This window comes from Acidobacteriota bacterium, assembly GCA_009691245.1.
GTDB lineage: Bacteria > Acidobacteriota > Terriglobia > 2-12-FULL-54-10 > 2-12-FULL-54-10 > SHUM01.
The window spans coordinates 1-22,066 of the sequence record SHUM01000035.1 but is presented as its reverse complement, the minus strand read 5'-3'; the positions used below and the strand labels follow the sequence as shown (position 1 = coordinate 22,066).

The 22,066-nt window shown below is 60.4% G+C and carries 19 protein-coding genes; 10 read left to right on the top strand and 9 right to left on the bottom strand.

From position 1 onward, the window contains the following. Positions 1-214 precede the first annotated feature (214 nt). A complete protein-coding gene (locus EXQ56_09595) occupies positions 215-523 on the top strand; it encodes a hypothetical protein (protein ID MSO20697.1) in 309 nt (102 codons plus the stop codon). A gap of 31 nt (positions 524-554) precedes the next feature. Here the strand turns inward: EXQ56_09595 and EXQ56_09590 are convergent, their stop codons facing one another. The 4 genes from EXQ56_09590 to EXQ56_09575 all read right to left on the bottom strand — a co-directional run bounded on the left by EXQ56_09590 (position 555) and on the right by EXQ56_09575 (position 7,589). After that, positions 555-3,359 carry a hypothetical protein gene (locus tag EXQ56_09590; protein MSO20696.1) on the bottom strand — a complete coding sequence of 935 codons (2,805 nt, stop codon included), beginning with the start codon at positions 3,357-3,359 and terminating at the stop codon, positions 555-557. A 221-nt stretch (positions 3,360-3,580) separates the two neighbouring features. Further along, positions 3,581-5,002 carry an amino acid permease gene (locus tag EXQ56_09585; protein MSO20695.1) on the bottom strand — a complete coding sequence of 474 codons (1,422 nt, stop codon included), beginning with the start codon at positions 5,000-5,002 and terminating at the stop codon, positions 3,581-3,583. A 135-nt stretch (positions 5,003-5,137) separates the two neighbouring features. Continuing rightward, the gene (gene argJ, locus EXQ56_09580) at positions 5,138-6,328 is read right to left on the bottom strand and encodes a bifunctional glutamate N-acetyltransferase/amino-acid acetyltransferase ArgJ (protein ID MSO20694.1); all 1,191 of its coding nucleotides are present in this window, start codon (positions 6,326-6,328) and stop codon (positions 5,138-5,140) included. 115 nt (positions 6,329-6,443) lie between these two features. Then, positions 6,444-7,589 (bottom strand): M20 family peptidase, encoded by a 1,146-nt coding sequence (locus EXQ56_09575; protein MSO20693.1) that lies wholly within the window; start codon positions 7,587-7,589, stop codon positions 6,444-6,446. A gap of 225 nt (positions 7,590-7,814) precedes the next feature. Here EXQ56_09575 and fabZ point away from each other — a divergent pair, with 225 nt between their 5' ends. From fabZ to EXQ56_09545, 6 genes are read left to right on the top strand one after another with little or no spacing between them, the layout of a single operon-like run. Further along, positions 7,815-8,321, top strand: a complete 507-nt coding sequence (gene fabZ / locus EXQ56_09570; GenBank protein MSO20692.1) for a 3-hydroxyacyl-ACP dehydratase FabZ — start codon at positions 7,815-7,817, stop codon at positions 8,319-8,321. Next, positions 8,318-9,127 (top strand): acyl-ACP--UDP-N-acetylglucosamine O-acyltransferase, encoded by an 810-nt coding sequence (locus EXQ56_09565; GenBank protein MSO20691.1) that lies wholly within the window; start codon positions 8,318-8,320, stop codon positions 9,125-9,127. Before fabZ ends, EXQ56_09565 begins: the two co-directional genes overlap by 4 nt. Before the next feature lie 24 nt (positions 9,128-9,151). Then, positions 9,152-9,427, top strand: a complete 276-nt coding sequence (locus EXQ56_09560; GenBank protein MSO20690.1) for a hypothetical protein — start codon at positions 9,152-9,154, stop codon at positions 9,425-9,427. Continuing rightward, positions 9,424-10,299 carry an LpxI family protein gene (locus tag EXQ56_09555; GenBank protein MSO20689.1) on the top strand — a complete coding sequence of 292 codons (876 nt, stop codon included), beginning with the start codon at positions 9,424-9,426 and terminating at the stop codon, positions 10,297-10,299. The genes EXQ56_09560 and EXQ56_09555 overlap by 4 nt, the downstream gene beginning before the upstream one ends. Positions 10,300-10,320: 21 nt before the next feature. Then, positions 10,321-11,334, top strand: a complete 1,014-nt coding sequence (locus EXQ56_09550) for a Gfo/Idh/MocA family oxidoreductase (protein ID MSO20688.1) — start codon at positions 10,321-10,323, stop codon at positions 11,332-11,334. Positions 11,335-11,385: 51 nt separating this feature from the next. After that, complete coding sequence (locus tag EXQ56_09545; GenBank protein ID MSO20687.1) at positions 11,386-12,381, top strand: TonB family protein; 996 nt, start codon at positions 11,386-11,388, stop codon at positions 12,379-12,381. Positions 12,382-12,522: 141 nt separating this feature from the next. Here EXQ56_09545 and EXQ56_09540 read toward each other — a convergent pair whose 3' ends face one another. Continuing rightward, positions 12,523-12,861, bottom strand: a complete 339-nt coding sequence (locus tag EXQ56_09540) for a hypothetical protein (protein MSO20686.1) — start codon at positions 12,859-12,861, stop codon at positions 12,523-12,525. Between the two features lie 137 nt (positions 12,862-12,998). Here EXQ56_09540 and miaA point away from each other — a divergent pair, with 137 nt between their 5' ends. Then, the gene (gene miaA / locus EXQ56_09535; protein MSO20685.1) at positions 12,999-13,982 is read left to right on the top strand and encodes a tRNA (adenosine(37)-N6)-dimethylallyltransferase MiaA; all 984 of its coding nucleotides are present in this window, start codon (positions 12,999-13,001) and stop codon (positions 13,980-13,982) included. A gap of 452 nt (positions 13,983-14,434) precedes the next feature. On the opposite strand, the gene EXQ56_09530 is transcribed toward miaA, so the two are convergent. Further along, entirely contained in the window at positions 14,435-15,247 is an 813-nt protein-coding gene (locus EXQ56_09530; protein ID MSO20684.1) for a hypothetical protein, read from the bottom strand. 257 nt (positions 15,248-15,504) lie between these two features. Here EXQ56_09530 and EXQ56_09525 point away from each other — a divergent pair, with 257 nt between their 5' ends. Continuing rightward, entirely contained in the window at positions 15,505-15,903 is a 399-nt protein-coding gene (locus tag EXQ56_09525) for a carboxypeptidase regulatory-like domain-containing protein (protein ID MSO20683.1), read from the top strand. Between the two features lie 104 nt (positions 15,904-16,007). Continuing rightward, positions 16,008-16,646, top strand: a complete 639-nt coding sequence (locus EXQ56_09520) for a hypothetical protein (protein MSO20682.1) — start codon at positions 16,008-16,010, stop codon at positions 16,644-16,646. Between the two features lie 135 nt (positions 16,647-16,781). Here the strand turns inward: EXQ56_09520 and EXQ56_09515 are convergent, their stop codons facing one another. The 3 genes from EXQ56_09515 to EXQ56_09505 are packed head-to-tail and all read right to left on the bottom strand — an operon-like array spanning position 16,782 to position 21,989. After that, positions 16,782-19,235 (bottom strand): glycosyltransferase, encoded by a 2,454-nt coding sequence (locus EXQ56_09515; protein ID MSO20681.1) that lies wholly within the window; start codon positions 19,233-19,235, stop codon positions 16,782-16,784. A gap of 10 nt (positions 19,236-19,245) precedes the next feature. After that, on the bottom strand, positions 19,246-20,469 hold the full coding sequence (locus EXQ56_09510) for a methyltransferase domain-containing protein (protein ID MSO20680.1): 1,224 nt from the start codon (positions 20,467-20,469) through the stop codon (positions 19,246-19,248). Further along, positions 20,466-21,989 carry an ABC transporter ATP-binding protein gene (locus EXQ56_09505; GenBank protein ID MSO20679.1) on the bottom strand — a complete coding sequence of 508 codons (1,524 nt, stop codon included), beginning with the start codon at positions 21,987-21,989 and terminating at the stop codon, positions 20,466-20,468. Before EXQ56_09505 ends, EXQ56_09510 begins: the two co-directional genes overlap by 4 nt. Between the last annotated feature and the right edge of the window lie 77 nt (positions 21,990-22,066).

Sequence of the window (22,066 nt, the reverse complement as noted above, 5' to 3'; positions counted from 1 at the left end):
TCAAACAGCATGCAGAAATATTTACCGGCGTGAAGTAAAATTGACACGCTTCGCGTCCTGTCACTACAATGGTTTCAGTTGTCGCAACAACCTCTTGCGGCTCTTCCGTATGATTGTTTAGGGATGGTATTAGCCATGGAGGGTAGGCGTGGGGCCGCTGGCGAGCGCGGCATTCCTTTCGGAGATGTCTCGCGGATGGTAGAGGGCCCGAACCATGGAACTGGATGATAGTCTGAAAGAACTGCTCAAGAATCTGGGCCAAGCCATAAACGAATCGGTGGGCGAGTCGGAGAAGGTCGCACAGGCCATCCAGGAAATTCACGAGGCCGGGTACGATGTGTTCATGATTCTGGAAGCTACCATCGGCTTTCACCGCCGCGACGATGAAGCCGCTGCCACCCCCGCTGAAATTTCCAACTGGCCTTCGGGTGAACTGATCCTGACCAGCCAGGATGCTCAGTTCATGAAGTCGCTGCGCATCCGCATGGAGCCCACCGCGGAAGACCCCTCCAGCGGACACTAATCAACTCGGCTACATCATCTCCATAAATGCCCTAGAAGCTGAGCTGCACGCCGATTTCAATCTCGCGCGGCGCGCGAGCGGAGTTGGCGCGTCCGAAGAAGGGTGAAGTCTGCACGCCGCTATAGCGGGATGGATTGGTGTGATTAAAGAGGTTGGTGATATTAAGAGTAAGCGCCAGTTGCGGCCCGACACGCTGATTGTTTCCACCGCGACCGCCGCCCCCGCCACCCGGTCCGCCACCATTGCCAGTTTGCGGAGGTCCGCCGGGACCACCGCCGGGGCGCTGGAAGTTTGAAACGAAGTTGGATACCGGGGGTGCTTGCCCGCCGTGCTGCCCGCCACCTTGAGGGCCACCCTGCCCTCCACCCTGTCTTCCACCTTGTCCTCCACGCTGCCGTCCCCCCTGGCCACCTTGCGGAGCCGCTTGCACGGGTTGCGCGCGGCGCAAGCTGAAGCTCCTGCGCAGCGTAACATCGAGCTGGAAGAACGCCGGGCCGATGCCAGTATTGCGTTCCACTCCAACCGGGCGATCGTTGGTGGTGGTGTCGAAATTATCATCCGTCCCCGTGGTGATGTTGAAGGGCCGGGACGAGGTGGTGCGAATGCGCGTGTTGCCTTCGATGCCGAGCGGCAGCGGCGTATTGAATCCGAGTATGGCGGTGTGCCGCTGATTGTCAGCGGAGCGGCCCCACTCGCCGCGCAGGTCATAGTTGTTGGCGGGCAATGAGAATGGGCCGTCCGAGTTGTTGTTGCTCAGCGAGTACGTGTAGTTGCCGTTCACGCTGCGGCGGCCCAGCCGCTGATTGATGTTGATGCTTACTCCCTGGTAGCGCGAGGCGGCGGTTGATTCCAGCAGCAGGATGTTGCCGCGCGAGGGATCAGGCCGCGTGGTAAATCCCGGCAGCGGAGCGTTTAGATTACGGTTCCGGTAGAGATGCACGCCGCGAATGTGATCGTAGTTTAACGAGACAAACAGTCCGCGCGGCAGGCGTGTTTCATAGGAGATGGACGAGTTCATGGTGTAAGGCAGCGCCAGATCGGCGTCGGCCTCGCGCAAGGAACTGGGCAGGCGAACCTCGGCAACTCCACCACCAGCCAGCGGATTAGGAAACGCGGGATTCTGAATGACGGTCTGTATCTGCCGAGTGCCGTCAAGACGCAGCACCGACTGCACGGTATTGGCATTCAGCCGCTGGTGAAACAGACCCGCTCCGCCGCGCAGCACAGAGGATTTGCCCACGCTAAAAGCAAAACCAAAACGTGGATCGACATTGTTCGCATCGGAGATATTATTCTGCGCCTCATAGCGCGCGCCGAAGGAGAGCATCAGCGTGGGGGCGACGCGATAGTCGCTTTGCAGGAACATGCCAGACTCGAACTGGTTCATATCCAGAGCGGGGTTGCCGGAGTTGACGGTGAAGGTGATCGGAGCGCCGGCGCGATAGGAATCGAGCGAGGCGAACTCGTAGGTTCCCAGAAAGTTATCGCGTGAAAGCGTGTGGAACTGATGTAGATTACCTTGGAATCCACCCTTCATGCTGAGATTGCCGCGCGACCAGCTCATCTGATCGGCGAACTGGAAGTTGCGCTCGGTTGCTTCGTTCAGCCGCGGCGCGCCGCCGCTCTGGAAGGCGTCCTGCACGTTGATGGCGATGGCAGAGGTGAGCGGCGTGGTGCTGGAAACCTGCCGCTCAAAACCAAAGCGAAATTCGTTCACCATGCGTTCGCTGAGCGCCGCAGTCTCGCTGGCGCGGAAACTGATCTCACGGGAATCGGACGACGTGGCGCGATCGAGCAGCGTGAAGCCGCCCACGCCCTCGTTCGAGCGGCGGTCCGATTGATACTCCACATTGAGATTCAGCGATTGATTCCTGGGCAGATTGATCTGCGTGCGTCCGCCGAACTCCTGGCTCATGTTCGGACGGGTAATCGAGTAGTTGAGTGGATCGCCATTTATCGTGAAGGCGTTCACCGAGTCGTTGTCCTGCGCGTCGGAGCGGCGGCCATTCACGGAGAACGACATGCGGTTCTTGATGATCGGTCCGCTCAGGCTGCCGCGCAAGTTGCGCCGTTGGTAGGGAGGCTTCTGGTCCGCGAAGGCGTTGCGGGCGTTCAGCGCGTCGTCGCGCAGATTGAAGCCGAGGTTGCCGCGCAGCGCATCGGAGCCGGCGCGCGTGCGGATTTCAATGCGACCGTGACCGGGGCGGGAAAACTCGGAGCTGTAGGGATTGTTGTTGATGCGAATCTCCTGAATCTGATCGCGCGGCGGCAGGCGTCCGCCGTTGAAGCCGTCCACCAAGGTCTCGGCGCCGCCCACGGCGCTGGCTCCCGGCCCGGCCAGGTCGGCTAGATACTGCGCCATCTCATCTTCATCCTCGGGAATATTCTCGATGTCGGAGTCGCTGAAAGTCAGGCCGGAAAGATTGCGATCCGGGTCGAGCGCGATCTCGTAGGGCTGATCTTCCACATCCATGGTCTGTGGGAAGGGCGCCAGGCTCATGCTGAAAGAAAGCGCCTTCATGCCCCGACGGACAATCACCGTCTCTTCAAAGGTGGAAAAATTGGCAGTCGTGACGGAGATGCGATACTCACCGGATGGGAGAGACACCGTAAACTCGCCGTGCTGATTGGTGAGAGTGGCGGCTGCCTGCTTGTCGCCGGAAGTGACCGTTACTTGCGCGGCTTCGAGCGGCCCACCGGTGGCGTCGACAACAGTGCCACGGACAGGGATGGACTTAGCGAAAAGCATCGCCTGGGAGAACAACAAAAATAAGAGAACGGGTAGAACCTTCGAGGATAATCTTATAGATTGCGGCAACTCGATTTTGCAGTTCATGAGACCTTCGGACTGCTGGGGATTATCGCATTGCGAAAATTACGAATGGCCTGTTTCTCCTCAATGTGGCTGTATTCAACCATACACTATTATTGACGCAGCGATGGCTTCGAGGGTTGCACCTTTCTGCTGCACCTTATTCTTTCCGCTGCACAATTTTGATGACACTTCCCGTGTTGTGCCCTGCGCGAGCGCTACTCATCAACACCCCGCAAAACGGACTAATTCGCGCGATGCTTTCGGTTCCAGCGCCAGTAGAGCGGTATCCCAGCCAGGACCATGGCGATGCCGGCGAGCGACTCCTGCGGTCGTCCCTTGAGCGTAAAGATGAGTATCCATGCCGAGAAGCCTATGAACAACAGAGTAGGCAGCGGGTAAAGTGGCACGCGAAATGGACGGGGAATATTGGGCTGAGTAAATCGCAATACCATCGCCGCTGCCACCGCCAGCGCCGAAAAGAACACCAGCACAAATCCTGAATAGACAATGAGCTGCTCGAAGGTGCCGGTCAGCATCAGCACCGAGGCCCAGGCCGACTGAGCGACGATAGCAGCCACTGGGGCGGCTTCGGGACTGCCCTGTGTGGCGCGCAATTCAGCGAGCTTCCTCGGGAAAACTCCGTCGGTGGCCATCGCGTAATAGACCCGCGGACCCGCCATGGTCATGGCGCTGGCGGATGACAGGATCGACACAGCCATGAAGGCCGAGGCGATACTGGTTCCCAGATCGCCGAAGAGCGCCTGCGACGCTTTCTCGCCGATGGTCAACACTCCGATCATCTGCTCCACGGGAAGCGCGTAGAGGAACAGAATGTTCATGCCCATGTAGAGTGTGGCGACCACCGCCGTTCCAGACAGCAATGACCGTGGGATCGTGCGATGCGGTTCGCGGACATCACCGGCGAGGTACGCCGCGGCATTCCATCCGCTGTAGCAAAACAGGATGAAGATCAGCGACACCGGCGCGTTCGTCCAAGCGGATGACGAGATCAGTTCCGTGGAGCTGGTTCGCAAGTGCGTCCAATCGCCGTGGCCATAGAGTAATCCCGCGGCGATCAGCGAGACGATGGCCAGCGTCTTCACGACCGTCAGCATCACTTGCAGTTGGCCGCCACGGCGCGTGCCAGCCGCGTGAAAAAAGGTCAGCGTCCACAGGGCGAGCAACCCCACAATCTGTGCTCCGTTGATCCGCAGGGTCCAATATCCCAGAGGGATCGCGCCGACGATGTGTGCGGTCCCCAGCGCCGGAGCGAAGTGAGCCAGGTATGCGGCGAATCCAATGCACGCCGCCGCGGTGGGCGCGGAGAAGCCCGCGACGAAACTACCCCACCCCGACAGAAAGCCGGTGAGCGGCCCATAGGCTTGGCGCAGATAGACGTACTCGCCGCCCGCGCGCGGATACGCCGCGCCCAACTCGCTGTAGCAAAGTGCGCCGGCCAACGCGAGCAACGCGCCCACCAGCCAGATGGCTAGTATCGCAAAGGGACTGCCCAGATCGCGGGCTAGAAATCCCGTGGTGGTGAAGATGCCCGAACCAATGGCGATGACGACGCTGGTGGCGGTGAAATATCCAATGCTGCGAGGCAGGGAACGGCGAGTCGAGGGTGCGTCAATGGAAGTAGTATGAGCGGGCATCGGCACCATTCTTGAGCGTCTGTACTGTCTTCCGGATCAGAGCCCCGACCGCCAGGGAGGGGGCACGTTCAACGGGCAATGCTGATCGTCTAGCGTACCCCCTCCCTGGCGGCCGAGGCTCTGATCCGGGAATAACTGCATACCTTAGGTCCGGTAGCTGGCGTTGATGCGGATGTACTCGTTGGTGAAGTCGCAGGTCCAGAAACACGCGGCGGCCTTGCCTGTGCCGATGACGACGCGGATCAGCACGTCTTTCGCCTGCAACAATTTGCTGGCCGCCGCTTCGTTGAAGTCCGCTGCACCGCCGGAGCGGCACACGCGCATGCGGTTCAGGTAGATGTCCACCTTTGCGGGATTCAGTTCCACCCCCGCGTTGCCGGCTGCGGAGAGAATGCGTCCCCAGTTGGGATCAGCGCCGGCCAAGGCGGTCTTCACCAGCGGCGATAGCGCGATAGCACGGGCAATGGCCTCTGCCTGCTTCGCGTTGCGCGCACCCTCCACGCGAATCTCGGCGACCTTACTGGCACCCTCGCCGTCGCGTACCATGCGGATGGCCAGCTCCTGCGCCAGCTCCACCAGCGCGGAGAAAAATTCTTTTGCGCCGGGGCCGCCTTCGCGAATAGCGCGATTCTTTGCCAGGCCGTTGGCGAGCAGGAAAACCGTGTCATTGGTGGAGGTGTCACCGTCAACCGAGATGCGATTGAAGCTCAGGTCCGCCATACGCTTCACGGCGCGTTGCAGGAAGCGTGGCTCCACCAGCGCATCTGTAAAGAAGAAGCCCAGCATGGTGGCCATGCGCGGATAGATCATCCCTGCGCCTTTGCAGAAGGCCAGCAGATTGACGGTTCGTCCGCTGATGCGCACCGCGCGGCTGGAGAGCTTGGGCACGGTGTCGGTGGTCATGATGGCCCGCGACACCGCCGCATAACCATCCGGGTGCAACTGGCGAATCAGCGAGGGAAGCTGGTCGGTAATGTTTGTGGCATCGAGCGGCACGCCAATCACTCCCGTGGAAGCCACCAGCGTGGAGTGGACCCCCACCTTTAGCAACGACGCCGCGACACGAGTGGTTTGGCGAGCGGTCCTCATGCCCTGACTGCCGGTAGCGCAGTTGGCGTTGCCGGCATTCACTAAAATCACCTGCGCCAAATGAGTGCCGCGCTGCAACCGTGCTTGCGAGAGAAGCACCGGAGCCGCCTTCACGCGATTGGTGGTGAACACCGCGGCTGCCTGCGCCGGAACCGTCGAGTACATCAACGCGACGTCAGGGCCTGTGCCATGCTTGCGCAAACCGGCGTGGCCGGCGGCAAACAGAAATCCATTCGGTACATTCATCTTCAATTCGCTTTTCATAATTTCTCAGTTTAACGGATTCCGCCACGGAGGCACAGAGGCCCAGAGAAATTCGTTGCAATAAGTTTTGCCGCTCGGTGGCTCCGTGTCTCTGTGGCTAATCCTCGCCCGCGAGGTTGGCCATAAGATGCGCGAGCAATGCGGCGCGACGGGGCAGCTCTGAAATGATGATGTGCTCGTGGCTGGCGTGCGCACCATCGCCCACACCGCCCAGACCATCGAGGGTGGGCACGCCCAGCGCGGCGGTGAAATTGCCGTCCGAGCCGCCGCCGACCGCAGCCTGCTCCAGAGAAATTCCCAATGGGCGTGCCAGATGCCGCGCTCTGCTGAAAAGCTCCGCTCCCGCTGGAGTTACCTCGAAGGGCGGGCGGTTCATTCCTCCGGTGATGCGCAACCGCGTGCGCCGGTCGTGCGGGCGAAGTCCGCGCAGCAGCTTGTCGACGCGCGGGCCATCGGCGAGATGGCGTATGCGGACGTCAATCGACGCCTCCGCTGCGGCCGCCACCACGTTGGTTCGAGTTCCTCCGGTGATTACGCCAGGGTTTAATGTAATGCCTCTTTTTATGTCTGCAATGTGTTGTAAAAAGATAAGTTGCCTGGAAAGTTCATTGATCGCACTGGCTCCCTTTTCAGGGTCCAATCCGGCGTGGGCGGCGCGGCCCTGCACGTGTATGCGGTATTCTCCTGTGCCCTTGCGAGAAGTCTTCAAGGCTCCACTTGCGCCGTAAGAAGGTTCCAGAACAAGCGCGGCGATGCTGCGCCGGGCGGTGGCTTCGGTGAGCGATCGCGATGATGGGCTGCCGATCTCTTCGTCGGCGTTGAGCAACAATGTTACGGGCCTGGGCATGCGGGCACCCGTTTCAATGAGGTGCCGCAGCGCGAACAGGGCGACCACGATGCCGGACTTCATATCGTAAACACCCGGCCCATAGGCCTTGCCACGAGCCACTCGAAACGGCATGCCGGATAGTGTGCCCATGTCCCAAACGGTGTCAAGATGTCCGAGCAGCAGTATCTTTTTATTCGCTCGCGAACGTCCCGCTGGTCGGTCCGCGGACGATCCGAAAAACTCGGCCTGTAGGTGGTCGCCCGTTGTCCGCGAGCGATGAACCTTTACCTTACCGCCCACCGTCCCCGCCAACTCGCTCAGATGTCCCGCCACGAACGCGCCCAAGCGATCCACGGCCTGTTTGTCCGTGCTGGGTGACTCTATCTCCACCATTTGGCGCAACAGCGCCAGCATCTCGTCCTGCTGGGCGCGCATGCGGTTCCATACTCGGCCCATGACATCTCCTGGGCGGTCCCTGGCTTGAAAACTCACTCGACACCCGATGGAATCGAATATAATCAATTGATTCTACAGTAGCCACGTGGCCGTCGGCGGGCTGATGTTTTATTCCTGGGGGCAATTTGCCAGGACGGGGCCACCGGCGCCACTGTCAAGGAGTATCGACAAGGAGTATCAAGAATGAGTATCAGGGTTTTGGATACAAAGAATTCGGCCAACAGTGTGGTCCTCGACATCCATCAGATACAGAAGATACTTCCGCACCGCCCGCCATTTTTACTGGTGGATCGCATCATCGAGATCGATCCAGGCAACCGTGTGGTGGGGTTGAAAAATGTCTCCATTAACGAACCGTTTTTTGTCGGCCACTTCCAGGATTTTCCGGTCATGCCCGGCGTGTTGATCGTGGAGGCCATGGCGCAGACCGGCGGTATCCTCGCGCTGGGCGATGGCGGCGATCATTCCGACAAGCTGGTGTTCTTCGCTTCCATCGAGAAGGCGCGTTTCCGTCGCCCCGTTGTGCCGGGAGATCAGTTGCGGATGGAAGTGAACGTGCTCTCGAAGCGGAGCACGTTTATTCGCCTGGAAGGCAAGGCATACGTCGCTGGCCAGTTGGCGGCGGAGGCCATCATGATCTGCGCCATCACGCAACGCAGCGTGGCAGCATCCCGCGAGGCCGCCGGATGATTCAGTTCTCGCCGGGGATTCACCCCTCTGCCGTGATTCATCCAGGCTCTGTGATTCATCCCGGCGCGGAGATCAGCGCGGACGTCCGCATCGGTCCTTATTGCGTGATCGGCGCTGAGGTGGCCATCGGCGAAGGCAGCGAGCTGATGGGGCACGTTTTCATGGAAGGTCCTATGCGCGTGGGGCCGGGCAATAAGTTTTTCCCATACAGCTCCATCGGCGTGGTCCCGCAGGACAAGAAGTTTCACGGCGAGCGTTCAGAGACCATCATCGGGAAGGGCAATACCTTCCGGGAATTTGTTACCGTGAATCGCGGCACCGAGGTCGGCGGTGCGCTGACCCGCATCGGCGACGATAACTGGATCATGGCCTACACCCACATCGCGCACGACTGCCGCGTCGGCAACCACACCATTCTGGCCAACGCCACCACGCTTGCAGGCCACGTGGTGATTGAAGACTACGCTAATATCGGCGCCTTCTCGGGCGTGCATCAGTTTTGCCGCGTTGGACGGCACAGTATTGTCGGCGGCTATAGCGTCATCACACAGGATGTCCTCCCGTTCTCAATGACCGTGATGAAGCGCGAAGTCCGTTTGTTCGGTGTCAATAAGGTGGGCCTCGAGCGCGGAGGATTCGGTGAGGACCGGCGCGAGAAATTAGCGAGCGTGTTTCGGCACTTGATGTCAAAGAAACTGAACACCACGCAGGCGCTCGAGAAGATACGCGAGGACGGCATTCGCTCATCCGACGTGGAGGAGTTGCTGTCCTTCATCGCCACCGCCGAGCGCGGCTTTGTGAAGTAGGTCCCGTCGAGCGAAAATCGGTCATTGAAAAGATATGGCGCGCCGATCTCTCGTCAGGGCACGACTAAAGAGGTTGCTGAAAAACTCTCGCTCGTCGTCATTCCGAGCGGAGCGAGGAACCTGCTTTTAATCCGCCCGACTGAAAACAAAGCAGGTTCCTCTGCCCGGCAAAAGGCGCCGGACTTCGGAATGACGACGAGTGAGAGTTTTTCAGCAACCTGTAAAGTCGTGCCCTGCGCCGAACTATGGCGCCGAACGATCGCGCAAGATTACGCGATGGTCATCAGGGAAGAGCAATGACGAGTCAGTCAGCAAGCACAATTCGTTATGGCCTGATCGCAGGCAATGGTCAATTTCCATTTTTGGTGCTGGAAGCGGCGCGCAGTCGCGGCATTGAGATGGTGGTGGCGGCCATCCGCGAAGAGGCCTCACCGGACCTGGCGGCGCACGCTTCGCGGCTGCACTGGCTGAGTCTCGGCGAGCTCTCCCGCTTGATCGATGTATTTAAGCAAGAGGGGGTCAGTCGCGCCGTGATGGCCGGGCAGGTGCGCCACAACAAAATCTTCTCATCCATCCGTCCCGACTGGAAACTGGTGAAGGTGCTCATGTCCCTGCGCGAGAAGAATACGGATGCGCTGATCGGCGGCGTGGCCAAGGTGCTGCTGGAAGAGGGCATCGTGCTGGAAGACTCAACGCTGTTCCTGCAACCGCTGCTGGCTGGCGCGGGCGTGCTGACGCGCCGCGCTCCCAACGAGGACGAGATGCGCAACATTGAGTATGGACTGAAGGTTGCGCGGGAGCTGGCGCGCTGGGATATCGGCCAGAGCATCGTCGTGGCCGGTCAGGCTTGCGTGGCTGTCGAGGCCATGGAGGGCACCGACGCGGTGATTCGCCGTGCCGCGCAGTTGGCAGCCGGGCAGCCGCTCACCGTGGTGAAGGTGTCCAAGCCCGCGCAGGACATGCGCTTTGACGTGCCCGTGGTGGGAATGTCCACGATTGAAGTGATGCGCGAGTCCGGCGCGACCGCCCTCAGTATAGATGCCGGAAAGGCGTTGCTGTTTGATCGCGACGCTCTGCTTGCTGCCGCCGACGAAGCGGGAATCGCCATGGTGGGCACGCCGCTTGCAGCAGCCGAACTTCAGGGAACTATTCGTGCGCTTACGGGGAAGTAATTGATGGGCGAATCCCAAACTATGGCAAAAACAATTCGCGTGGCCGTGGTCGGCGTCGGTCGCTTCGGCGAGAATCACGCGCGCATTTATAGTGAGCTGCCCGACGTGGACCTGGTGGGCATCTTCGATGCCGATCCTGCGCGCGCGCGGGAGATGGCCGCGAAGTATCAGTGCCAATCGTTCGCGCGTCTTCAGGATATGAAGGGGCAAGTCGATGCCGCAACGGTGTCGGTGCCCACCCAAAGCCATTCCGCCATCGCGGTGGAGTTGCTGGAGTCCGGCGTGGACGTGCTGGTGGAAAAGCCGCTGGCCAGCAGCGTGGCCGAGGCCGACGAGATGGTCGCGACGGCCAGTGGTCATAACCGCATCCTGCAAGTGGGGCACTTGGAACGCTTCAACCCAGCCGTCGCGGCTGCGCGCAGTGTGGCGCGTGTACCGTTGTTCTTTGAGGCGCATCGCCTCTCGCCGTTTTCGCCGCGTAGCCTGGATGTCGACGTGGTTCTGGATCTAATGATTCACGATCTGGATATTGTTCTGTCATTGATTGACTCAGAGGTTAAGGAGATTCGCGCCGTTGGCCTGCCCGTGCTGACGCCAAAGATTGATATCGCCAACGTGCGCATCGAGTTCGCCAACGCCTGCGTCGCCAATTTCACTGCCAGCCGTGTCAGCACGGAGCGCGTGCGTAAGCTGCGCTGGTTTCAGGCCAGCGAATACGTTTCACTCGACTACGATCGTCAGGACGCATTTGCCATCGCCGTGCGCAGGACACCCGAGGGGCCCAGCCTCGAGCCGCGCCAGTTGCATCCGGTGAAGCAGGAGCCACTACGCGCTCAACTGGAAGCGTTCATTGAAAGTGTTCGTACCCGGAAGAATCCACAGGTGGATGGGACTCACGGGCGGCGTGCGCTGCATTTGGCGCATCTGATATTGAGTGAGATCACCCTGCATGGAGATCGCCTGATGCAGGCGCAGGATAGTTTCAGCATGGACCATCCGCTCCATGCGTCCGCGGGACCAATGGCCGGAAAGTAGCGGCAATATCCTAATGGAACCACAGCAGAGCAATGGAAACGACGGCAATTCATGGCTGATGAGATCAGACATCTTCTGAGCGATGACTACCCCGAGCCGGAAGAGCCGCACGGACGCGATACCTTTTTGGTCTCGGTGCTGACGCACATCGCCATCGTCATGGTCCTGGTGGCGCATCCGGAAATGCTTTTCTCTCCGCCCAAGCCGGTTGAAATGGTGAGGCCGGAAGACGCCGTGCAGTTAGTCTATCAGCCTCCTCAAAAGTCGCGCGAACAACTGCGTGCGCCGCCGCTGCCCAAGCCGCCCGCACAGCCACAGGCTCCCGTTGAGCGCGCGCAACAGAATCCCGACGCCATGCGCGAGCCGCCGCCCGCTCCGCGCGAGGCGGAGCCGCCGCCCGAGCGCGAACTGCTCGCCGAGAACCGAGGCGGTGGCGGAGGGGACCGTATCATTCGCGGTCAGCAGACGCCAGGCATTCCCAACTATCCGGAAGAAATCAAGAACCCACCGAAGCGACCGGGATTTGAATCCGTACAGTTGCCTCCGGAGACGCCCCCCTCTTCGCTTTCGCTGCCTCCCATTGGATCAGCCAGTCGCGGTACCGACGCGCTGCTCCGTGAGATGGCCAAGCAGCGCGCCTCCGGCCAAGGGCCGGGGACGGGAATGGGATTGCCGGGGGTGGGGAAAGGCGCCAGCGATCCCAACTTCAATCTGCCCGGGCCGCAGATTCTCTCCGATACCATGGGAGTGGACTTTAATCCCTATCTGCTGCGCGTCTACCTGGCCGTCCGGCGCAACTGGTATGCGGTGATCCCGGAGATTGCGCGGCTGGGTCGCAAGGGCAGAGCGGTCGTGCAGTTTCATATCCTGCGCGACGGCGGCGTAGAGCAACTCGTGCTGGAGGACGGATCGGGGACGACGTCATTGGACTCCGCGGCGCTGTCCAGCATTCGATTGTCGGACCCGTTTCCGCCGCTGCCCAGTGAGTTTCCCGGCGCGGACATCCGCCTGCGCTTCGTCTATTTCTACAACCTGCGCATGGAGTGAGTCGTAACCTTCATCATGTCCACTCCCTCTCCCCAACAAGTTGCTGGAACCGTGCTGCTGCTGGTTCTGCTGACGCTCTACGTTGTTTGGAAATATCTGAATCTGCCAGCCTAGTCCTGTTGCGGCTCGGTTCGGACTACACTATCGGGTGCGGCGGGAGACGAATCCGAAGATGACAAACCCCAGCCCGCCAACAGCCAACGCGGGCGTCAGGTAGAGAGTGATCATGGGCGAAACTTCCACCGGTAGTTCCATACTGCTGTAGCCGCTGGCAAAGTAGTGAATCACTCCGGCCAGGAGAAGATACAAAAGCCCACGGCGCATCTCGCCTCTGCCAGCGGAGTATTCCTTGCGGGTGGTGGGTGCATCGGGGAAATCTTCACGACATCCTGGGCAGGTGCGTAAATAGTCGGGAGACAGTTTGCCACAGTAGCTACACTGCCGCGTGGACATGGTCGGACTGGAAATTGCAGGACTCATCTGCTTCACCTTTGTGTACACCATTTTATCGCAACCAGTCGCCTAGGGGTCAAGCGAAAGTCTTCCTGCGGCACCGTGCTGTTCCGGGTTGGTTACGTCGGTGTTCGCTGGGGTCGAGCTATGCAATACTCAAAGTTATGAATCATGATCCCACGCTGCTGGCCGTGGTGGGGCCGACGGCCAGCGGGAAATCCCATCTCGCGCTCGAACTCGCCAGCCGCTTTGGCGGCGAGATACTCAACTGCGACTCGTTACAGATGTTCCGCTGGTTCGACCTCGGCACGGCGAAACTTCCGCCAGCCGAGCGGCGCGGCGTCCCGCATCACTTCATGGACATACTGAATCCCGACGAGCAGTTCGCCGCGGGCGAGTATATGCGGCTGGGCCGAGCGGTTCTGCGCGAGGTCTTCGCGCGTGGCCGCTTGCCCATCGTGGCCGGCGGAACGGGCTTCTATCTGCGCGCGTTGATTGACGGACTGACGCCCGGACCAACGCGCGATGTGGAGTTGCGCCAACGGCTGCAAACACGGGCCAATCAGCGGGCCAGCCAGGGAGAAGGTGATTATCTGCACCGCCTGCTCCGCCGCATCGATCGCACGACGGCGGCGACCATCCACGCCAACGACACGCCCAAGCTGATCCGCGCCATCGAGGTCTGCCTGCTGGGCAGTCGCCCCGCCTCCGTGTTGTTTAGCGAAGGCCGCGACACGCTGACCGGCTTCCGCGTGTTGAAGCTCGGCATTGACGCACCGCGCGAGGCGCTCTACGGGAGAATCAACCTGCGCACTGCCGCGATGTTCGACAAGGGCCTGCGGGAACCGGCCCTGTTGGGGTCCAACTTGTTGGAAGAGGTCCAGTCGATCATCGCCCGCGGCTACGCCTCCACGTTGCCGCCCTTTCAGGCGCACGGCTACCGCCAGACGGTGGATCATCTGGAAGGGCGCATCACGCTGCCCGAGGCGCTCTACCACGCGCAGACCCGCACGCGCCAGTACGCCAAGCGCCAGATGACCTGGTTCCGCAAGGAGCCAGACGTCCACTGGCTGCGCGGTTTCGGCTCCGACCCATCTGTCATCGAGCAAGCCATCGCGCTGGTCGCCGACTTCACAGGGAAAACATAGGCTGAAAAACGTCGTCGCGGTACACCACAACTTGCCCAAATTCGCGGTCCTACCCAAAGTGCAAACGTTCACGGTTCTGACCACTCTGACCAGATTGACAAACTGGGGATTAGGGATTCGGGGTGGGGGGGCGGGAGGAACTTCAGATCAGCTTTCCCGCCGCTGGCACCCGTCTCGCGCGTCAAATGATCCAAATCGACCAACCTGACAAGATTCGCGGCAGCGTCGGAATTTGCCGGCCACCCCCAACACCCTACCCCCCGCCTTTCCCGACAGCGCCCAAAGATTCCGAATTTCCCCCATTGACTCGCCGTCCAGCGGCGTGTTGATCAGGAAGCGCTGGCCATCAGCGGCTAACGTCACAGTGCCGCGCGCGGCACTGTAAAGGCAAAGGCCCGGCAGTGACGCCGGGCCTTTGCTAGCTGTAAGGTTGGAAGTTACAACCTTGCTTGTTACACTTTGCCGGTGGAGAACAGAGGGATCGCCGGGGTCTTACCCGCGAGGAAATCCTTCTCCAGCTTGGCCAGTTCGCGCGCCGACAGCGGATAGAGGAACTGCTCGTTGCGTTGGCGCAGCTCCTGAATGCGCATCTGCATGATGGCCTTCTTGGCGGTCTCCAGGTCCCTCGGCGATTTGACCGTCTTGGCCAGCTCGTCGATCATCTCGGGGCCATGATGCAGTTCATCCACAGCGACGGCATGCTCGTGCTTGGTAATCTTCTTCATGTACGCGTCTTTCGCGGGCAGGTGGCTCATCACAAAATGGAAAGCCACGGCTGCGCCTTCGCGATTCGAGAGAATCACGTCGCGCACCCACTGTGATTTGGTCTGCCTGGCGAGCTTCTTGTTCAGTTCCAGATAGCCGACGTGCTCCGGCCACAGCTTGGCGGACATCTTCGGACCCGCGCCGCCCTCTTCGGCGAAATCGCCGTAATCCCACCAGCGGTTCACAGTACAGGTCTTGCCGTTCAGCTTCCAATCAAGTATCTGGCGATAACCGTAGTAGTGGTCAATCTCCTCGGCCGAGTCATGCGCTGATTTCTTGATGTCGGCGAGCGGCTCCATCCGCTTGGCGCGGGACATCATAACGCGGGCGTGCGTGCGGATGGCTCCGAACTCCTTGGACGCTTGCAGCGCCAGCCAATAAATATCGCGCGTGCTGTTGCGCCGCTTGGCGAACGCCTTCACCAGCGTATCCATCGCGCCAGTGTAGCGGTCCATGATGCCGGCGATCTCCGTCTTCACTTGCTTTTGCAGTGTTGCCATTGTTCCCCTCGTTTCAAACAATCAGAATGATAAATGATAGCGGACGTCCTGCGAACTTGATCCATCGGCGGGCGCGTCCGCTTGAGCCAAAGCCCTGACTGGAGTAACGTGCCAGATGTACTCCACAGGTGTACTTCGATTCGCCGCGGCATCCTGTGGAACGGGCCGTGTATAGGCCCAATTGGGATTCTACATAATTTGGCGGGGAATCGTAAAGGGTGCAGGCGTAATCAAAAGTGACTGGGGAGACCTGATCCATGAGCAAGCCGATAAGTAGACCGCAGGGATTCCGTCCAGCGCGATATATTCCCGCGCTGGTCGCGTCGGTGATTCTGATTATTTTGGCGTGGCCCGCCATCGCGCAGCAACGGAAGGGATCGCAGGGCGTGGGTATTGTTTACGGCAAAGTGCTCAAGGTGAACGGTAAGCCGCTCGGCGGGGTGTGGCTGATGATCGAGAACCTCGAACTCGGCATGATCTACCGCAAGGACGTCAATCCCATCGGCCAGTTTGAGTTTGCCGATGTCTATCCCGGAACCTACATCTTCAAGCTCTCGCCCGCGCTGTATCTGGTGAAGAGTCCCGCGAAGATTACCGTGAAGGCCGATGAAGCGATCGAGGTGGAGGTCCGCGTGGAGCGCGCCGCTCCTGAATAGATTTTGGTACCTTCCCGGGCATCGCGCTTGACGATAGAATCGGCACAGGCAATTGGCACAGCCGAGCCTGCCGCTGCACATATGAAAATTTCGAGAGGACCAAAATGAATCGAGTCAGACTTGTAATCTTGCTTCTGGTGGGAATGCTCGGCGGCGCTGCTGTCGGGCACGCGCAATATTTCGGAGTTGGGCTGGGGCGCAGTTTCGGTGACGACTTGAGCGCCGCCGCCACCGCGGTTCCTTCCGCGCTGGATCCGTTTTCGGCGGGCATCCGAAAAGGGAACGTCCTGACGCTGGAAGGCGGAGGAGATTTTCTCCGTGTCATGCGCGCCGGCGTTCACTACGGCTACTCGCGGCCGGAAGGGTTTCTCTCGCGTGGCGATGCGTTCGGATCGAGCGCGGATCTGGAGCTGACTGCGCATACGCTCACGTTTGATCTCGGCCTGCACACACCGCAAGCGAAGGGCTTCCGCCTGTTTGGCGTCGTGGGTGGGGGCGTGGGGAACTTCAAGGTCGTAGAGGTCGTGCGGCAGGTGGAAAACCCGTTTCCCTCCGGACCGCCGGATCAGATCGTGGTGCCGGTAGTCGCGCTGGGCGGCGGCATCGAGCATCAATTTCTCGCCGGAGTGCGTTGGAAGGTGGAAGTGCGCGATGAATATACGCGCGCGCCTGAGGACTTCTTTCAACCCGGCGGAAGCTGGCACCGCATTTTGCTGTCGGTCGGGCTAACCTTCGGAAAATAGCGAGCGCCCATTATTATTACGATGTCATCCTGATTATCACATCGTCATCCTGAGCGCAGCTAAGGACCTGCTTTTGTTTTCCTACAGAGGAAAAGCAGGTTCTTCACTGCGCTCAGGATGACAGCGATTTTAATTTCACCAACGCTGGTCCGCCGCGCGCAGTTTTTCATCCACTAATTCCTGATAAATTTCATCGAGATGGCTGACCACCGTTGACCAGTCGTATTGGCTCAACGCCATCTGGTGCGCGGCGGCGGCCATGCGTGTGGCGCGGGCCGGGTCTTCGAGCAGCGTGAGGACGTGCTGCGCGAACTCGCGCGGGGTGGACGCAAGGAATCCATTTTCGCCGGAGATGATTTCGAGGCCCTCTGCTCCGAACGGCGTGGAGACAACGGGAATGCCCGAGGCGAACGCTTCGAGTATTTTCACGCGCACGCCAGCGCCGGTCAGGATGGGCGCGACGAAGATGGCATGTGATCCGAGCGGATCGCGGATGTCCGGTACCTGCCCGGTGAAGCTCACTCCATCGGCGGTCGTATATTTCTTCATCAAATCGGATGGCGCATTCGCGCCGACCACCGTCAACTTTGCTTGCGGGCGCAGGCGGCGAATCTCCGGCAACACTTGCGAACAAAAATATTCGATCGCCTGCCGGTTCGGGGGATGATTAAAATTTCCCACGAACAGCAGCGAGTCCGGCGTGCGCGGCCCGCCGGGGAACGTGTAGCTGGCCACAGTCACCGCCGTGCGCAAGCCACTGTAGATGCGCGGACCGTGTCTATTCGTGGCCGAATGCGCTTGCTTGTCGTTCACATTCAGAAAGGACTGAAGCAAGCGCTGCTCCTCCACATTGCAGGTGAACAGCGCGTCAAACTTCTTCGCCACGCGCAGCTCGAAGCGGATCGCGCGCAACCATTCGAGGAACTCCCGCGCTTTTACCATCGCCCTGCCCGGCGAGCCCGTCAGCTGATGCTGCACGGAACGGAAGTATACGTCATGTTCAAACAAGCATTGCGCGACGTTCTGGAGTGGCAGATGGAACTGCGCCAGTTGCGTGTACTCGAACTGAACCAAATCAATGCGGTGCTCCAGAATGAGGCGCTCCAGCCGCTCGGCAAACGCAGGATCACGGAAAGTCTGCTCGGCGTTGGACTCCAGACGAAACAGCGGGTGCGGCTGATAACGGCGCAGGAGGACATCCACGCTCTGGAGCATCCCGCGCAATGTTTCGTTGGAGGTGACTTCCTCGGCGCGGTCCACAAACGTCAGCAGATGGATGTTGTGTCGCTTCGACAGCGCTTCCAGAGCCTGATACATAAAGACCGCGCCGCCATGCAGCGGCGGATAGATCGAGTAGGGCGAGACGAAGAGAATGTTCAGTCGGCGCGCCGGAGCCAGCGCCGGAGAGAGTTGTCCAGAGGGGGGGGCGGGCAGGGCAGCAGGTGCCTCACGCTGCGGGGCCAGCGGCAGAAATTGATCGCGGTAGAGGGCCGGGCTGGTGCAGTTGAAAATACTCAGGGTCTCAAGACGGGCGTTGAGAATCGCGTGGCGCCGCGCCCGCAGCGCTTTAGGCAGAGTGCGCAGCGCCCTGCTGAATGCGCCGATGGTGGTGCGCGTCGGCGTCCAGCGGCCCAGAAAGCTCATCACCATGTGGCCGTAAGTGTAGGCGAAGTGCAGGGCCATCCATGCGGGGCGGTGGATGTTCTTCCAAGTCATTAGCACATAGTTTTTTTGCAGGTACGCCGAGATGGTCTCCGGCGTGAAGTGTTTGCCGATGGTCCCGCGATGTTCGTGATAGACGTGCGCGGCGGGCTGGTAGAGCACGCGCCAGCGCTGCCGCCAGGCGTTGAAGGAGAGGTCGGTGTCTTCCAGGTAGAATGGCTCGAAGAGTGGATCGAAGCCGCCGAGCGAGAGAAACTTCTCGCGGTCATACGCCGTCGAGCCGCCGCCCGCGTAGAGCGTGGGGGCAATTTGCGTGATGTTCGGGTCGATGATGTGCCGGACGCGGATGAAGCCCTTCTCGAACTGTCCCGCCGTGAGCCCGGTTTCCTCGCGGCGTTTATTGGGGTCGGAGAAAAATATCTGGGCGGAGACGGCGAAGACATCCGCCGCATCGAAACCCGCAAGCAGCGCCTCGACGAAGCCGGGCAGGACGCGCATGTCGTTGTTGAGCAGTATTACAACCGGATGCTTCGCGGCCTGCACGCCTGCATTCGATCCGCCGCCGAAGCCTAGATTGCGCTCCATCTCCAGCACGCGCACGCGGGGAAATACTTTCCTGATATATTCCACGCTGCCGTCGGCGCTGGCGTTATCCACAACGATGATCTCATCTTCGTCGCGGCAGGCGGCGAGCAGTGGCGAGAGATATTTTTCGAGCAAATCCTTGCCGTTCCAGTTGGGAATGACGACGCTGGCGTTGCGTGGCGGCGCAAATTCCGTGTGCGGAGCGGTGCGATCCTTCCGTTGCGCGGAGCGCCGCCGGCCTTGCAGTTTCCAGACCATGTCGCACGCGGTGATTCCCAGCCACAGCGCCAGGAGCAGCAGCGGGGCGAACAACAGAAAAATAAATTTGGGGATGATTTTCAAAAGGCCGCTCTTATGTCCCGTCACCGGAGCGCGTTTCGGGAGGGAAGGGCGCCAGCCCCAGCTTCTTGCCGATGCGATACCAGCGCGAGCTGTAGATTTTCTGGAGATCCGTGCGGGCCTCGCCTAATTCGCCATCCAGACGCCGCGCCCATGCGGTGCGCTCCTCCACATCAACATTCAATCGCAGCGCCCACGCCGTGCGCTCATCAAATTCGCCGCGCAGCCTGGTGAACTCCTCTTCCAATCTGGCATGGGCGTCGCGCGCGCGGCCGGTTTCCTGCTCCAGGCTCTGCGCCCATGCGGTGCGCTCAGCAAGCGACTGATCGAGTTCCGCCTCGCGCTTCGTAAAAAAAGCGCGGAAGTCATTCAACTCCTGCTCCATCCTCTGGAACTGCTCGCGCGCAAGGTCGCGGTCGGAGATGGCGCCGTCGAGTTGCGATTCCAGTTTATGAATGTGCAATTCGCGCTCGCGCAGCACGTTGCCGGTGGAGGGCACGAAGAGCATTGGACTGAAGGGTGGAATCGGGGTCGCAGAGCAAACGGCGATAAAGAAGTAAGCGTCGCGCCCGCGCTCGGCAATGGTTCCGGCCGTGGCCGCGCCAGCGCTGTTGTCCGTCAGCAGCGTGGCGGCTGGTGTTGCGCTGTGGCTCAGCTCCGCGCCGGGGCCGCTGATGGCGAAACCATCCACATGGTTCTCGAAGATGATCTGGCGATGCGCGAAAAACGGCGCAATCAGCGCATCCATTTCGGCGAAGGTATACTCGCGCTCGTGGAACGGGTTCACTTCGCCGCGGTCCTCGGTGTAATAGAGGCGGTTGGGCGTGGAGAGCAGCAGCAGTCCGCCGGGCCGCAGAACGCGGCGCAACTCGCGCAGGAATCCGGTGGCGTCTTTCAGATGTTCGACGATCTCGAAGGCCACCACGACATCCAGGCTTTCATCGGTGAAGGGCAGAGCCAGGCAGTCACCTTCCGAGAAGTCAATCTCCGCCCCGGCTGCCGCGGCGGCGGCATAGTTGGAGCGCGCGTAGCCAACGGCCTCGCGGGAGATGTCAATGCCGATCACCGAACTGGCCGATTCCGCCAGCATCGCCGTGCCGTAACCCGACCCGCAGGCGGCGTCCAGCACGCGCTTGCCTTTCACGAACTGACGCGCGAAATGATAACGCGCCAGATGCTCATTCAGCAGGTCCGCTTCCACCTGGCCGGGGACGACGCGCTCACCCGTAAACTTCATTGCTGCACTCCCACTTTATCTCCTCCGCCGCGATTGCCAGTTGCCGTCGGCGCGCCTCTCCTTATGTCATGCACGCGTATCTGGCAAGGTAGATGGATGTACCCGTAGACCGTGCGTCCCTTCTCGACCGGCAGCGAAATGGCATTGTCGATGAAGTCGCAGACTTCGTAGGTATCGATCGTCCCATTCGAGATTCCCGGCGTGAAGGAAAAATGCGCTGGGTAAAGTTCGGGCAGCTCCATGCGAAAGTCGATGGTCTGCATGTCGCCGGGCTGCAGCGCGGATAGCGGAGTATCCTCCAGCGCGGTGTTGGTCCCGGCCAGGTCGACCCCGAGATGATTGCGGAACAGGACGCCAATGATGGGATGCGCGATTTCGCGATGCGCGCGCACGCTGATGCGCACGAGGATGGTTCCCTGCTGCGGCAACATCGCCAGCGGCCGGTGATCTTCATCAAGGACCGCGATGCCCAGAATCTCCGCGTCGCCATTTCCAAAGCGATGATCGATATTCGGAATGATCTGGACGATCTCGGGCGCTGGCTCCGACGCCGGCTCCGGCGCGTGCTCGCGCGCCAGCGATTCGCTCTCCAGCATGGAGGCAGCTTGCGAAGCGGGGTGATGCTCGCGATATCGAGAATCCTTGGTTACCATCGCGGCCAGATATTTTGACACAACGCGATCAGGGTCTCCCGCCTCCACCAGCCGGCCGTGATCCAGCCAGGCCACGCGCTCGGCCAGGCTCTTGATGTCGGCCGCGCTGTGCGAGACAAAGAGGATGGTAACGCCGGCGCGCTTCATCTCGTGAAACTTCCGCATACAGCGCTGGCGAAAATAGATGTCGCCCACGGCCAGCGCTTCATCGACGATGAATATCTCCGGCTTCACGCTGATAGCGGTGGCGAAGGCCAGGCGCACCATCATGCCGCTGGAGTAAGTCTTTACCGGCTGATGGATGAAATCGCCGATCTCGGCGAAATCCGCGATGTCGGGATAAACCTGCTCCATCTCCGCACGCGGGATGCCCAGAATCGCGCCGCTCAGGAAGACATTCTCACGACCGGTGAACTCCGGGTTGAAGCCCGACCCCAGCTCCAGCAGCGCCGATACGCGGCCCGCGACCTCCACTGTGCCGGAGGTTGGTTGCAGTATTCCAGCGATCAACTGCAACAGCGTGCTCTTGCCGGAGCCGTTTTCACCGATCAGGCCGTAGGTGATCCCGCGCTCGATCTCCAGCGAAACATCGCGGAGCGCCCAGAAATCGCGGTGAAAGCTGCGACGATTCCCGGTGAGCAGCTCTTTCAAACGGTCGTGTGGGCGGTCATATATGGGATAGCTCTTGGAGACTTGCTGGATGCGGACGGCGGTCGTCAAGGTAGTCTCCAGAGGGTCGGTTGGCGCTGGCGGAAGGCTGAAAAGGTCTTCGCTGCCAGGCCGGCGGACCGGTTTGCAAAGCGCATCGCACCACGCCATAATCCACATTAAATACAGGTATAAGACCAGATTTTCATCATACTGCAAGGGCCCTCCTAATGAAAGGACTCCGCTCGATCAGAGCCGCGACCGTCGGGGAGCGGGGGTTCTTTTTTGCGCGCATA